Annotated in this window: 11 protein-coding genes and 2 tRNA genes; 4 read left to right on the top strand and 9 right to left on the bottom strand. The window is 67.8% G+C overall.

From position 1 onward, the window contains the following. The first annotated feature begins 61 nt into the window (after window positions 1-61). Window positions 62-487: a VOC family protein gene (locus ACQPWW_RS06720; protein WP_433130196.1), complete on the top strand. Its 426-nt coding sequence runs from the start codon at window positions 62-64 to the stop codon at window positions 485-487. 3 nt (window positions 488-490) lie between these two features. On the opposite strand, the gene ACQPWW_RS06715 is transcribed toward ACQPWW_RS06720, so the two are convergent. From ACQPWW_RS06715 to ACQPWW_RS06700, 4 genes are all read right to left on the bottom strand, one after another. After that, window positions 491-1,696, bottom strand: a complete 1,206-nt coding sequence (locus ACQPWW_RS06715; protein ID WP_433130194.1) for an FUSC family protein — start codon at window positions 1,694-1,696, stop codon at window positions 491-493. Window positions 1,697-1,753: 57 nt separating this feature from the next. Continuing rightward, a complete protein-coding gene (locus tag ACQPWW_RS06710; RefSeq protein ID WP_433130192.1) occupies window positions 1,754-2,050 on the bottom strand; it encodes a DUF6582 domain-containing protein in 297 nt (98 codons plus the stop codon). 132 nt (window positions 2,051-2,182) lie between these two features. Continuing rightward, entirely contained in the window at window positions 2,183-4,402 is a 2,220-nt protein-coding gene (locus tag ACQPWW_RS06705; protein WP_433130190.1) for a choice-of-anchor J domain-containing protein, read from the bottom strand. Window positions 4,403-4,737: 335 nt separating this feature from the next. Further along, entirely contained in the window at window positions 4,738-7,440 is a 2,703-nt protein-coding gene (locus tag ACQPWW_RS06700; RefSeq protein WP_433130188.1) for an RICIN domain-containing protein, read from the bottom strand. A gap of 496 nt (window positions 7,441-7,936) precedes the next feature. Between ACQPWW_RS06700 and ACQPWW_RS06695 the strand changes: the two genes are divergently transcribed. Further along, entirely contained in the window at window positions 7,937-8,662 is a 726-nt protein-coding gene (locus ACQPWW_RS06695) for a hypothetical protein (RefSeq protein WP_433130186.1), read from the top strand. Window positions 8,663-8,682: 20 nt separating this feature from the next. Here ACQPWW_RS06695 and ACQPWW_RS06690 read toward each other — a convergent pair whose 3' ends face one another. The 4 genes from ACQPWW_RS06690 to ACQPWW_RS06675 all read right to left on the bottom strand — a co-directional run bounded on the left by ACQPWW_RS06690 (window position 8,683) and on the right by ACQPWW_RS06675 (window position 11,012). Beyond that, a complete protein-coding gene (locus tag ACQPWW_RS06690; RefSeq protein WP_433130183.1) occupies window positions 8,683-9,246 on the bottom strand; it encodes a kinase in 564 nt (187 codons plus the stop codon). A 14-nt stretch (window positions 9,247-9,260) separates the two neighbouring features. Next, on the bottom strand, window positions 9,261-9,923 hold the full coding sequence (locus ACQPWW_RS06685) for a pentapeptide repeat-containing protein (RefSeq protein ID WP_433130181.1): 663 nt from the start codon (window positions 9,921-9,923) through the stop codon (window positions 9,261-9,263). Between the two features lie 157 nt (window positions 9,924-10,080). Then, window positions 10,081-10,153: transfer RNA gene (locus ACQPWW_RS06680), tRNA-Lys, on the bottom strand. Between the two features lie 127 nt (window positions 10,154-10,280). After that, on the bottom strand, window positions 10,281-11,012 hold the full coding sequence (locus ACQPWW_RS06675; RefSeq protein WP_433130179.1) for an SDR family oxidoreductase: 732 nt from the start codon (window positions 11,010-11,012) through the stop codon (window positions 10,281-10,283). Between the two features lie 104 nt (window positions 11,013-11,116). On the opposite strand from ACQPWW_RS06675, the gene ACQPWW_RS06670 reads away from it, so the two are divergent. Continuing rightward, on the top strand, window positions 11,117-11,965 hold the full coding sequence (locus ACQPWW_RS06670) for a LysR family transcriptional regulator (RefSeq protein ID WP_433130177.1): 849 nt from the start codon (window positions 11,117-11,119) through the stop codon (window positions 11,963-11,965). An 84-nt stretch (window positions 11,966-12,049) separates the two neighbouring features. Here the strand turns inward: ACQPWW_RS06670 and ACQPWW_RS06665 are convergent. Next, window positions 12,050-12,131: transfer RNA gene (locus ACQPWW_RS06665), tRNA-Lys, on the bottom strand. Window positions 12,132-12,588: 457 nt separating this feature from the next. Between ACQPWW_RS06665 and ACQPWW_RS06660 the strand changes: the two genes are divergently transcribed. Then, window positions 12,589-13,485 (top strand): hypothetical protein, encoded by an 897-nt coding sequence (locus ACQPWW_RS06660; protein ID WP_433130175.1) that lies wholly within the window; start codon window positions 12,589-12,591, stop codon window positions 13,483-13,485. Window positions 13,486-13,526 lie beyond the last annotated feature (41 nt).

The raw sequence follows: 13,526 nt of genomic DNA, 5'->3' as shown, positions 1-13,526 counted from the left end.
AGCAAACCTTCCGCAATCGCCGATAGCGTTCCTGTCGACGACATCGACGGAGGGACACCTGATGAGCCTGCGAGGATTTGCCACCCTCAACATCTGGGCGGACGACGTGGAGGCGGCGACCGCCTGGTACGCGGACCTTCTCGGCGTCGAGGCGTACTTCATGCGCCCGGGGCCCGACGGACGCCCGGCCTACACCGAGTTCCGGATCGGCGACTACCAGGCCGAGCTGGGCATCATCGACCGTCGGTTCGCACCGTCCGGCGCGTCGACGACGCCCGGCGGCGTGATCATGCACTGGTACGTCGACGACCTCGACGCCACCGTCGGGCGACTGCTGGCAATGGGCGCCACGGAGTACCAGCCGATCACCCCGCACGGCGACGAGGGGTTCGTCACCGCGTCGGTCGTCGACCCGTTCGGCAACGTGCTCGGCGTCATGAAGAACCCACACTACGAAGAGGTCCTGGCCTCGCTGAAGGGGAGTTGACGCTCAGACCCACTCCTCCCGGTCCACCGTCCGCCGCACCAACACCGCGGCCTCGTCGATGTCCAGCCCGCTGGCAATGAGCAGGTCATCTGCGGTCATCCGGAACTCTCCCGCGGCGATCAGACCCGAGTAGCCCATCCGGTGGGTGTGCGGGCGGGTGAGATCAGGCACGACCTCCCCCTGCGCCCTCCCGACCAGGTCCACGGCCGCGAGGATCTGCTGGCGCGCCTCGCGCGGCTCGTCCCGCGACCGGATGGCGCATCGCAGGCTCTGCACGCTCGCGGCCAACAGGTCGATGGCCGCCGGAAACTCCTCTGGTATCGGCTCGTCGTCCCGGAGGGCCTTCGTGAGCCGCCGCGCGATGGACCGGCAGCCGTGCAGACTGCGCTCCAGATTCCGGACGGCCCGGGTGTAGTAGGCAAGCGAGGTCCGGTCGCGCCAGCGTAGTGGCGCCAGTCGCACCACCTCCTGCGCGGCGTTCAGCCCGTCGTCGAGCGCGGTCAGCCGGGGGCTGAGTTCCCGCAGTGTGTCCAGGGACCGCTGGGCCTCGCCAAGATTCCGCACGCGCAGCGCCGTGGCCAGGGCGTGCATGGCGGCGACGGCCGGATCGAGAACGGGTTCGGCCAGCCGACGGATTGTCCGCTGTGGATGGATCGGCACCACCACCAGTCCGACCACCAGCCCGGCCAACCCCCCGACGGCGGCGTCGACGAAGCGGGGGACGGACAGCTCCCGCACTGGCGGCTCCAGGGTGGCGATGAGCACCGCCGTGCCACCGGCCTGGGTGAGTAGGGATCCACCGCCCTTGAGCAGCACTGCCACGATGATCGCCAGCACCACGACCACACCGGTCTGCCAGGCGCCGATGCCGAACAGCGGCATCAGCGAGTCACCGACGGCGAGGCCCAGGACCACACCGACAAGCAGCTCGACGGTGCGCCGCAGACGCGACCCCATCGAGGCGGCCACGATGCCGACCGCCGTGGTGGGCGCGAGGACCGGGGCCGGATTGTCCAGGAACTGGTACCCCACGAACCAGGCGAGCGCCGCCGCGATGCCGGCCTGCACGGCGAGTAGCCCGAAGAGACGCAACCGCCACACGCGGGTGCGTACCGCGTGCCGTGCCCGCTCGCGCAGGCCGGACACCCCTCGGGATGCCCCACTCGGTTCCGGGCCGGAGTGGGCCGCCGGCTCCTGCTTCGCGGACATCAGCGCCGCTTACCCGCCGAAGGCAAACCTATCCGGCGAACCGTGGGGCTGACCCGGTCAGTGGGCGGGATTCGGTGTGTGCGGGAGTTTGCCGAGCTGCCGCCAGTTGGTCTCGGCGACCTCGACGCCGTAGTGCCGGGCGGCGGCGAGGATGTTCTGGAAGGCCAGGTCCCGGTCCTCGTCGGTGACGCCCTGCACCTGATCGAACCGGGCGATGGCGTTGCGGACGTGACCCGCGTCCGTCATCGGTTCCTTGCGCTCCCGGGGGAACGCGAAGACGGTCTCCGGCAACTCGCGCTTGTCCTTGCTCGACAGCCCACCGTGCTTCTCGTGGGGCTTCCAGGTCGACTTCATCACCCAGCATTACCCGCACGCCGAGCGCCAGCACCTCTCCGGCCGACAATTTCCAGCCCCGCCGACTCGGCACAGCGTGCGGGGCGCCCACCGTCGAACCCGACGGCGGGCGCCCCGCGACCTGGGCGGGGATCAGCTCAGCGAGCTGCTGCCCCCGGGCTGCACCACACCGTTCACGGTGAGCTGGTACGGCGCGTACTGCCGCACCTGCTCGGTCGGCTCGTCGTACGCCACCACGGCGACGACCTTCGGGAAGGCGTCCAGCACGGCCAGCTCAAGCTTGCCGATCGTGACCTCGGATCGGCCGTTGGACTCGAACTGCCAGGCGATCGAGTGCTTCTCGTCGATGCCGACGAGCCGCAGGTTCCAGTTGCTGATCTGGGTCGGCCGGATCTCCGTCGGCGAGTCGAACGGGGCCAGGCTGGCGCCGTCGCTGAGCAGCTTCCCGCCGACGGTGATGTCGTCGAGCAGCAGGCCGCCCTCGTTGGTACCGCCATCGCTGACGTACTGGAAGCCGAGCAGCACGGTCTTCCCGGCGTACGCCGACAGGTCGTACGAGTGCGCCTCGAAGCCGCTCGTCGTGCCGTTGAGCGCCGGACCGCGCGGCCCGTCGACGGTCTTGTCACCGGGGATCGCGGTGTACGTGGCGCCGCCGTCCGTCGACACTGTGACGTAGCCGTAGTCGTAGCCGAACTCCGCGCCGTACTTGGCCTGGAACCGCAGCGTCGGGTCGGCGGTCGGCACGGCGACGGAGGTGACCGCCGTCGAGTCGAGGCTGTTGGCGTTGCCGGAGAAGAGCACCGCGTTGCCCGGCCGGTCCGGGTCCTGGGTGGTGGTCGTCCACGACAGCGGGAGCGCGGGCAGGGTCTTCGCGCCCTGGAACTTCACCGACCGCAGGTCGCGACCGCTGAGCACCTTGCCCTTGGCCGCGCCCAGCTGCACGTAGTCGGCCCCGTTCGGGGCGGCCCCGGGCGTGCCGTTGGCCGCCGTGCTGGCCAGGTTGACGGTGGAGCGCAGGCTCGGCGTGGTGACCCGGCTCTTGGCGACGCCGAGGGTGACGCCGTACTTCGACTCGCCGACGAGCTTGTCGAGCAGCGTCATCGACTGGAAGTCGTGGATGACCTGGTACACGTCGTGGACCCCGACCGTCTCCAGCTCGGCGTCCAGGCTCGCGAGGCCCTGCCGGGCACCGTCGCGGTGCAGCCGGGACATGAAGGCGGCACCGTAGCGGTCGTACAGGAACAGCATCAGGGAGTACGCGCTGCCGTAGTCGGCGAGGACCGCGTTCGGGTTGGGGCTCTCGTCCCACAGGGTGAGGGAGTTCTCCGGTCCGCCGCAGTCACGCGGGTTGGTGTTGTACGGCGTCTGGACCGAGCCGAACCCCTGGAAGCAGTAGAGGTGACTGTCGGCGCCCCGGTCGAAGACGGTGGCCTTCGAGTCGCTGTACCCGGTCAGCGACATGGCGAAGTCGGAGAGACCCTCGTTGATCCAGTTACCCTCGAACGGGTCCGCGTAGTAGTGCGCGAGGTGCTGCCACTCGTGCGCGAACGTGCCCTCGTAGCTGTTCGGTCGGGCGCCCCGGCTGGTGCACAGGTCGTTCGTCGGCTCGTCCGGCGGGTTCGCCGTCATCCGGTGCAGCCAGTCGAACGCGTCGACGGTCATCACGTTGCGGTCGAGCAGCTCGTTGAACTGTGCGGAGAAGAACCCGGCGATGTACGTCGGGGCGGCCGGGAACGTGTAGTAGTTGTCGTCCCGAACGTTGTCCACGAGCGTGACGGTCTTGTTGCCGGCGCCGGTGTAGACCCCGCCATTGCCGTTGGCGTCCGGCCCGATCTGGGCGTTGGTGCCGTCCCGGTCGGGCGGGGTGCTGAAGGCGGCGGTCTCCTTCGGGTACATGTTCGTGTCGAACTCGTCGACCAGGTGCTCCACCTGCGCGTCGGTGATCTGCGTCGAGGACGGCACCTGCGCCCGGCAGTCACCGGCCGGGAACGCCAGGTCGTTGGCGACCCAGACCTCGATGTGCTCACCGACCGCCCGCAGGGTGTAGTCCTTGCGGTAGACCGAGCCCTGGACGTCGTCGAGACCGAGCCACTGACGGACCGTGCCGACCGCCGGCGTCTCGACCGACTGCGCCTGCCGCCGCGCGCCCGTGCGCGGCTGGTACCGCGAGGGCGTCTCGATCGGCCGACCGTCCAGCGTGAAGTCCTTCCGGGTCAGCTCACGCATGTCACTGGGCGGCGCGACCTTCGGCGCGACGGCTTCCGCCGACGCCGGTGACGTCGCGGCCACGACGGTGAGAGCCGGTAGGACGAGGACAGCGGCGAGCGCCCCAACCATGCGGGTGCGTGCCATGGAACCTCCTTCGGGTGGTTACCCGGTTCTCGCGGTTCGGCCGGGATGCCGGCCGCCCACGATGATCTTCAAACCGAGGTCACGCTAGTCCCGCGGGCCCGCCGCCTGCGATGGGACGTCAGCGCGATAGATATCACCTGAGAAGAACGACAATCCGTAACATTCGGGTGCTCCAAGTCCGCGGCCAGGAGTGACACACCGACCTGTGTGGACACCAGCACCGCGCACTTTGGGCGCAAGAGCGCCCCGTCGAGGCACGGGGTCGCGTTCGGCAGACCGGGACCACACGCAGCCGGGGCCAGGCCCGTGTCGGCCTGGCCCCGGGGACTGGGTGGTCAGCTACGCAGCGTCCACTGCTGGTTCGGGCCACCGTTGCAGGACCAAAGGATGATCTTGGTCCCGTTGGCGGTGGCGGCGCCGTTGGCGTCGAGGCAGAGCCCGGACTGGGCGTTCGTGATTGTGCCGTTGGAGTTGACGTTCCACTGCTGGTTCGTGCCGCCGTGGCAGTCCCAGATGATGACCGCGGTGCCGTTGGCGGTGCCGTTCCCGGACGCGTCCAGGCACTTGTTGCCGTACACGGTCAACTGCTTGCTGGAGGTCTGGGTCCACCGCTGGTTGGTGCCGCTGGAGCAGTCCCAGAGTTGCGCCTGGGTGCCGTTGGTGGTCGAGGAGTTGGGCACCTCGACACAGCGGCCGGACTGGCCACCCACGAGCTGACCGCTGCCCGTGCCGCTGCCACCACCCTGCTGCTGCCGGACGATCGAGGTCGACTCCGCCGAGCGGTTGCCCTGGGCGTCGACGACGTAGAGCCGGTACTCGCCCTGGGTCGTCGGCACGGCGATGGACGTGGCGTTGCCGGCCGCCCTGGTCATCGTCGCCCCGGCGGTGAAGGTGGTCGTCCCGTACGGAGCCAGCCAGACCGACTTGGTGGCGTCGCCGATGCTCCGGATCGGGATCGACGCCGTGGCGCTGGCGACGAATGTGCTGGCCGGCAGCACATAGTTCGGCGCGGAGAAGTTGCTCGCCGGAATGATGTCCCGGTACGCGTCCTCAAGGCCGGAGTTCGCCGCGATGCCGTACGCCGCCGCCGGCCAGACATAGTCGGAGGAGACGAGGATGTCGGCGACCGTACTGTTCGGCAGGTTCTTGTTCGAGACCTTGTTGATCGGGCCGTAGATCTGCGTGATGCTCAGATCGTGCTTCCGCCCGAAGTCGTCGGAGTTAATCATCCAGGTGACGTTCTTGTCGATGCTCAGAACGTTGTCCCGGAAGGTGATGAACGCCGATCCCTCATCCGGGTGCAGTCCGTACTTGTGACCCGAGGGCACACCCTGGAGATAATTGTTCGTGATCGTCGTCCCCGGCTGACTGCCCAGCGTGTAGATGGGGGCCGTGTCACTGAGGCGCTGCACCGTGTCGATTATGTGGTTGTAGCTGATGGTGTTGTTCCGGGCCGTCGTGGTGGGCCGGTTGGGCACGATCGAGCCCGATGACCCGTCGAAGTTCCACCAGCCCCAGCCGAGGGTGACGCCGGACCACGGGGCCTTCTCGATCCGGTTGCGCTGGATAGTGAGGGTGTCGACGAAGTACGCCGAGATGGGGCTGTGCCCGTTGAACAGGACGGCACTGTCGTAGAGGTAGTTGTTCTTGATGTCGATGTTCTTCGGCAGCCCCTCGACCTGCGCGGAGTACTTCTCCCGGTTGGTCGACGTGCCGTCTCCGATGTAGACGTGCTGGGGATGGCCGACGTTGATGGCCGACCCGGCGATGTCGTTCGTGTGGTTGCCGATCAACTGTGAACCCTGCACGTCGTTGACCATGCTGATCCCGTCAGCACCGGTGTGTTGGAACCGGTTGCGCTGAAGAAGGATCCCGTCGGCGTTCTGCACCTGGACCATGCCGGGCGTCACATCGACGTTGCGGTAGTAGTAGACGTGGAAGTTGCCCTTCGCGTACACCTGGGCGCCGAGGTTGCCCTGCTGCGCCTGCTTGAAGGACGAGCCGGCGACGTTGAACAGGTTCCAGTCGGAGTGCTGCACCGTCAGGCCGGAGAACGTGATGTTGCGCGCGTGGCTGCTCGTCGAGGCGCCCGCGACCCGCAGCACTGTGGTGACGTTGTTCGGCGCGTAGACCGCCGCTGTCGACATGTTCTCGGCGCTGGCCTTGTAGTAGTAGACCGTCTTGGTGCCCTTGTCGAAGTAGAACTCCCCGGGAGCGTCCAGGAACTCGTAGGCGTTCATCAGCTTGTGGGTGCCGCCGACCTGGGCGTTGCCGTTGAACGCGCCCTGGGCGATCGCCGCACCCGGCTGCTGGAACAGGGCGACCCGGCTCGCGCCGTCGGAACTCGTTGTCACCTGGCGGACCCCCACGATGGCCGTGGTCCAGGTCGTCCCCGTCTCGATCTCGATGTCGTCCTGGTTGCGGGGAACGGCCGGGAAGTCATTCAGGCTGTATTTGGCGCCATCGCACTGCGACCCCGACTCCCAGGCCCACGCGGCCTGGTTGGCCGTGATGTTGTACGTCCCGTAACAGCCCCCGGAGCCGATCGTCTTCGTCGCCATGACGGCCCGCTTGTCATTGACGTACAGCGCCCGCAGTTTGTTTGCGCGGTCCAGCGGCGCCTTCCAGATGTTGCCGCTGTGCTGGGTCCACCCGGTCACCTGGACACCACCGTCGAGGACGGGCTTCTCACCGGGGTAGGCGCCGTAGCTGATCCGGAATCCGTTGGTGCCCGAGTCACTCGCGCCGAATTCGACGGTGCTGGTGATGGGATAACTCCCACCACGCAACAGCACGTTGATGTCGCCGGTCATATTCGTATTCACCGTACGAACGACGTCCCGGGCGCGTTGCAGAGTCTTGAATGGGGATTCGACAGTCCCCGCGTTGGTGTCGTCGCCATTCGGGGCGACATAGTAGGTCGCCTGGACCGCGGCCGAGGCCGGCAGCTGATTCGTCAGCACGGCCGGCACTGCGGCGGAGACGAGGACCGCGAGCGCCAACAATGACGTTCGAGCGGTGGATATGGCTGATTTCACGTACTGTTCCTTTCACTTGCCGTCGACGGGATGCCGAATGTGGGTATCGAGCGACGAGCACGGAACAGCGACGCCACTAAGGACTGGCGGAGGGCTGCTGTCGCCCGGCCGCACTCTTTTTCCAATCGCTACGAAGCTCTCCCCCCGGACTGTATGTCGAACGTGTGACGAATGCAACAGCCAATTAAGAGTGGTCAATGCGCAAAGGTGATCGAAGCGGGCAGATCACCCGACCCCCACCCCACGCCCTACCGGCATCGTCCGATGAATCCGCGCCGAGGCCGGGCCGCCCGCCCGGGGGGATGAGTACGAGCACTCATCACCGCCGCTACCGTCGGCCGGCATGCTCGACGTCATGGCTGATCCCCACCGGATGACGGACCACGTCGATCGAGGGTCCGGGGCTTCCCCGCAGCGGTCGGGCGGGTGGCCGCGATCGGCGCGTCCGCGGCCTGCCGGCACCCGTCGTCACTCCCGCTCCACGGCGCTGGCCTGTGTGGTGCTGGCGCTCTGCCTGCTGTCGGCCGGGTGCGCGGAGTACCAGGACGGCGACGCGATGGCACGGGATCAGGCCGCGACCGAGGCGAAGCGCCTCACCGAGAAGCTCGGTGCTCGGGATCGGGTGCGGGACGCCGAGTACATCGCCGCGACCGAGATCCTCGAACCGACCACCGTCGGCACGTCGAGCGGCCGACGTGAGCCGCTGGCCTGGTCAGGCCGCATCTTCGCCGACGAGCAGGCCACCATCGACGTCCGGTTCACAGTGGCGGTGGCGGAGAAGTACGGGAACTACGGCAACCCTGGCAACTCCGCCGGCCAGGCCACCCGGTGCTATCGCTACCGGCTTCAGCTCTACCGCCCCACCTCATCCGAGGAGATCGACTGCCCGTCCGTGGCGACCCCTCCGGTGCCCACGGCCAAGCCGTACCCGGCAATGCCCGACGACGCCATTGACCGGCTCACCAAGGCACTGCGCACCGCCACGCCCGACACCCTCGCGGCCACGGTGCGGGCCGCCTTCCCCGAGAAGCACGTCACAGTCGACACGACCACCCACCAGAACGCCCTCGTCGCGGTCCTGGCCGTGCCCGCCGAGCGGCAGTGCCTCCTGCTGGTCCGCACCCCCGACGGAGCCATCACACAACCGGGGTACGACAGGGAATGGCTGGAGCCGGGCGAAACGGGATGCAACACCGGGCTGTACGTCTCACCACCGCGCTAGCCGAGGACCCGTTGCACGGCCTACGGAACGATCGGGAACACGTCGTCGTGACGTTCGGTCTGCGGTAGTCCCGCGGCTGCGGCGATAGCCTCCACGGCCTCCTCCAGCCCGGTGGTCTCCGAGAGAACCAGTTCGTCGGGCCAGCCGAGGACGTCGTGCGCCGCGTACCACCCACTCATCTGCTCGGCGCTGAACTCGCTGACCTGCGGGCGCGTGAGGTGCCGCCGCAGCGTCTCGGGCAGGGAGACGTCGAGGTAGCAGAACAGCGATCGCCCCCGATGACCGTCCCGCAGACCCGTCAACATGCTCCGGTACCGGTCGGCGTGCATGATCCCCTCCAGGACCACGTGGTATCCGTGGTCGAGCGCGAACCGGACGGTCTGCCCGATCAACGCCGGTGCCGCACCGCCGGGTCTGTCCCGCTCACGTAGCACGATGCGACGCAGGTAGTCCTGCTCGACCAGCGCACAGCCCCGGCCGTGCCGGCGTCGTAGCTCGCGGGCAATGCTGCTCTTGCCCGAGCCGGAGTTACCCCGGACGCAGACGAGGATCGTGTCCGGGCTGCCAGTGGGCTCAGCGAGCACGATGCCTCCTCGTTTCAGTTGTTGCGGACGGTGAGGTCGAGGGCGACGACGGCCAGCTGGGTGAGGTCAGGAAGTTGGTCCTCGCCGAGGGTGACGCCGCGCAGGTTGTTCAGCACCGTCTTGAGGCCGTGGAGGCGGCTGCCCCGCAGGTCCGCGCCGTCGAGGTGGCAGGAGTCCAATTCCAGGCCGGCAAGGTCACACGACCGCAGTGCGATGCGCGGTAGTCGGCAGGAGGACCACGCGCCGTTGGTGAAAGTGCAGTCGGTGAACGCGACAGAGCCGGCGGCGGTGACGCGATCAAAGGTGGCGTAGTCGAAGCGGCAGCTGTCGAAGAGGACGTCCTTCAGGCGTACGTCGGTGAGTCTGGTGCCGGTGAACCGGGAGCCGGTGATGGCGCAGCGTTCGATGGTGATGCCGGTCAGGGTTGCGCCGGAGAAGTCGGTGCGGGTGATCTCGCAGCCGTAGAGGCTGCCGGCTTCCCAGGTGCTCTCGCTCAGGTCCACGCCGGTGATCAGGCTGCTGCGGATGCGGGCGCCCTCAAGGTGCGAGCCGTGCCACGCGGTGCCCTCGACGTGTGCCTCGGTGAGGCCGCCGTCCAGGTCCGTCGTGGTGTCGAGGTCGTCCGGTTGGAGGTCCGGCAGCAGGACCTTCACGTCGCCGATCGCGGTGGTACGCATGTGTCCTCAACCTCAGGGGGCGCGGAGCGGGCACGCCATCAGGCGCGTCGGCCCACAGTCTTCCTCCCGCTCGGCAAACGGGGCGATCACCCACCGCCCACGCACACGAAAGGCCCTGACCGGCAGAGATCTGCCAGGTCGGGGCCTTGATCGTTGCTGCGCCGCCAGGGACTCGAACCCCGAACCCGCGGAATAAGAGTCCGCTGCTCTCCCAGTTGAGCTAGCGGCGCTCGCTGGCCACGGGACGAGGCGGTAGCACGCCCCACACGAGCCTTAGCGCAGCGGCAGTGTCCACTCAGGCCGCCCGGCGCTCCGGTCACTTCACCGAATGAGGAACATCGACTTGGCGGCGAGCCGTCACCAGGGCACCACCCCGGCGTCCTCGAAGAATCCGCCGGTGGGCCCGCCGTCGGGCAGGGTGGCCAGGCGGATGGCGGTCGCTGCGCCCTGCTGGGGAGTACGCACGCCGCGGAAGCCGTTGAGGTCGGTCGCGACGAAGCCCGGGCAGGCGCAGTTGATGAGGATGTTCGTGTCTGCCAGTTCCCGGGCGTACTGCAAGGTCACCGCGTTCAGGAACGACTTGGAGGGCGCGTAGGCCACCGCGACCGGGCCGGTGGTGGTCTCACCACCGGGGCCGGACTGTCGGGCCAGAGAACCGACGCTGCTGGACATGTTCACGATGCGCGGCGAGGCCGACCGCTTGAGCAACGGCAGCATGGCGTTCGTCACCTGGATGACGCCGATGACGTTGGTCTCCACCACCGTGCGGATGACGGCCGGATCGACGTTGCTCGGCTGCTGCGGCCGTCCGCCGGTGATTCCGGCGTTGTTGACCAGGGCATCGAGGCGTCCGGCACGTTCGGCGATCAGATCGGCGGCGGCGGCGACACTGCGGTCGTCGGTGACATCCAACGGGACCCCGAAGGCGTCGACGCCCGATTCGCGCAGCCGTGCCACCGCCGCGTCCCGCCGGGTCTGCTCGCGCGCCCCGACACCCACACTCCAGCCCAGCGCACCCAGGCCTGCCGCAATCTCGTACCCAATGCCCTTGTTGGCCCCGGTGACCAGGGCGATCTTCGTTCCACTCATGTCTTCGACTCTGCGTCACGGCCCGCAAGCCGTCCAAGACCACCTGGGTCAGGGACGATACCCTGAAGGTATCGCCGCACCTCCTTCCCGGCTAGGCTTTATCTGTGGAGACACGGGAGCTGCGGTACTTCGTCGCCGTGGCCGAGGAGCTGCACTTCGGCCGAGCGGCGCAACGCCTGGGCATAGCCCAGCCGCCATTGTCGCGGGCGATCAGTCAGCTCGAACGCCGCCTGGGTGCCGCCCTGCTGAAGCGTGACAGCCGCGCGGTGACCCTGACCGAAGCCGGTGCGGTCCTGCTGCACGAGGGACGAGCAGCGCTGGACGCGGTGGAAGCTGCCGAGCAGCGCACCCGCCGCGCAGCTCTCGCCGTCACTGGTCACGCCAGCGTCGTCCTGGCGACCAAAGCTGGAGCGTCAAGCGAGTTGCTCGCGAAGCTGCTGCACGCCTACGCCGCCGAACCTGGATCGGTCGACGTCGACGTGGTGCTGTGCGGCCCCGGCGAACAAGAACAACTGTTGCGGACCGGTCGTGCCGATGTCGCAATCCTGCACCACCCGTTCGACGACCTGACCGGTTTCGACACCGAGGAACTGCTCACCGAGGGTCAGATCGCCGTCCTCCCGGCCGGCCATCCCCTCACCACTCGCACGAGTTTGCAGCTGAGTGAGGTGACCGAACTGCCCGACCTGCCGCTGCCGCGCTGGCCCGGGGTTGACGGCAGCTATCCCGACGGCCCGGGCCCGGAGGCACAGAGCCACTCACAACTCTTCCAGCTGGCCGCCCTTGGCCGGACCTTGCTGGTGGTGCCCGACTCGGCCCGCTCCCAGCTGAACGAGGATCTCGTCGCCGTGCCGATCGTGGACGCGCCAGACGTCACCACTGTCATCGCCTGGCCCCCGCACAGCCGTTCCCGAGCCGTCGCTGATCTTGTACGGGTCGCACTCCGGCGCTAGCCGCCGGCATCGCACCTCGCCGCGCCCGCGTACGCGAAAAAGGTCCTGACCGGCAGAGATCTGCCAGGTCAGGACCTTCATCGTTGGTGCGCCGCCAGGGACTCGAACCCCGAACCCGCGGATTAAGAGTCCCGCCGATGGCGTACTCATCGCTCCTGTACGGCGCTGGCAGTCCAAGATTTCCCTGGCAGTCCGCAGCTGAAGGGCCGCACGTGCCACCGGATGCCCGTCTATCCACGGCGTGCGAGCGCCCGGCGAGCACCCAAATCTCATGTCGTGAACGATCGAACACCGGTAGAGCACGACTACTCCTCGGCCGGCCGGGCTAGTCAAAGCGGTCGGCGAAGAGGTGCTTGTGCCTTGTTCGCGTCCGTCGTACGGTGCAGGAGTCGGGACGTCGGTCCGTCCGTCTCCCCTTGCTGCCGCTTCCTCTCGCGGAGCCCACATTGCGGCGTAAACGCCTAGGGCTGAAGACCCCGCCTGCGGCACTACCCATCTGATTGCTGAAGTCGTTTTGTCTAACTGGCGGACCCCTCTTGTCTCGCGCGTTCCCAAGTCTGCCGGGCCCAACGCTGCCGCACCCGAGGTCGGCGTCGCGCCCCCACCGCGAGAGGAGTACCACCATGAACGCCGGATCCCATGGCGCACCGCCAGACCCCGTCGGAGCGTGGCTGACCAAGGCATTCCCACACCAGCATGTCCTGCGCGCCGAAATTGCGGCGGATCTTCGCTGCGGTCCATTCCTGCTGATTGACCCGCCGAACAAGTCATTCTTCGGCCACGTCGTGGAACTTGCCATCGGCCTGACCTTGTGTGATCAGAGCCCGTATCTTGGCCTTCTCCATTGCCTCGACCACGACACCGCGACCCGGCTGCTCAGCATGGCGGGCTACCGGCCCACGACTGACGCCGCCACGGCCTACGACGCCTGGCTCCGTACCGACTCAGCGCTGCACCCTGCGCACATTTTCACCGCCGCCAGCCGGCTGGCCCACGTCCATAGCCTGCTCAACGACCTCGACGCTCGCCGTTCCGAGGCCGGGGATCTCGCCGGTCGTCTCCTACGGCGATACCCAAACCTCCTCAACAGCCGTCCAGACGAGACGTACCACACAAGGCGGGCGTTCCGTACCGTCTGGTCCAGCTACTCCAGTGGCTTCCATAGCGCTCTCCGGGCTTACGGGCCTGCGACCGCACAGCTGTCCCTGCTCGATGGACACCGTCACGCCGACTTCCTTCTCGGTACCACCGTGCTAGAAGTGAAAAGCGGTCGACTCGACGAAGATCGATACCTTGACGACCTGATCCGTCAGATCACGACGTACGCGCTGCTCGCCCATCACGACGGCCACTACGTCACCCATATCGCCGTCTACGCCGCCCGATACCAGCGGCTGTTGCGATACCGCATTGATGAGCTGGCCAACCAGCTCGCTGGGACACCCGTCGACCTCACCGCAACCGGGGCCCACCTGGCCACCCTCATAAGGGACCGGCCACACCGACGGCCGGCCGCCTGACCGCGAGAAGTTATCTAGGTGAGCCGCGTCTTCCAGACGTC

The organism is Micromonospora sp. CA-240977, assembly GCF_050942285.1.
GTDB lineage: Bacteria > Actinomycetota > Actinomycetes > Mycobacteriales > Micromonosporaceae > Micromonospora.
Note: the sequence above shows the minus strand (reverse complement) of the source record. Positions and strands in the feature narration are given on the sequence as shown.

What these genes read in the sequence shown, in the direction of transcription:
- ACQPWW_RS06720 (WP_433130196.1), top strand. Translation starts at nt 62, where the DNA reads ATGAGCCTGCGAGGATTTGCCACCCTCAACATCTGGGCGGACGACGTG.
- ACQPWW_RS06715 (WP_433130194.1), bottom strand. Translation starts at nt 1,696, where the DNA reads ATGTCCGCGAAGCAGGAGCCGGCGGCCCACTCCGGCCCGGAACCGAGT.
- ACQPWW_RS06710 (WP_433130192.1), bottom strand. Translation starts at nt 2,050, where the DNA reads ATGAAGTCGACCTGGAAGCCCCACGAGAAGCACGGTGGGCTGTCGAGC.
- ACQPWW_RS06705 (WP_433130190.1), bottom strand. Translation starts at nt 4,402, where the DNA reads ATGGCACGCACCCGCATGGTTGGGGCGCTCGCCGCTGTCCTCGTCCTA.
- ACQPWW_RS06685 (WP_433130181.1), bottom strand. Translation starts at nt 9,923, where the DNA reads ATGCGTACCACCGCGATCGGCGACGTGAAGGTCCTGCTGCCGGACCTC.
- ACQPWW_RS06675 (WP_433130179.1), bottom strand. Translation starts at nt 11,012, where the DNA reads ATGAGTGGAACGAAGATCGCCCTGGTCACCGGGGCCAACAAGGGCATT.
- ACQPWW_RS06660 (WP_433130175.1), top strand. Translation starts at nt 12,589, where the DNA reads ATGAACGCCGGATCCCATGGCGCACCGCCAGACCCCGTCGGAGCGTGG.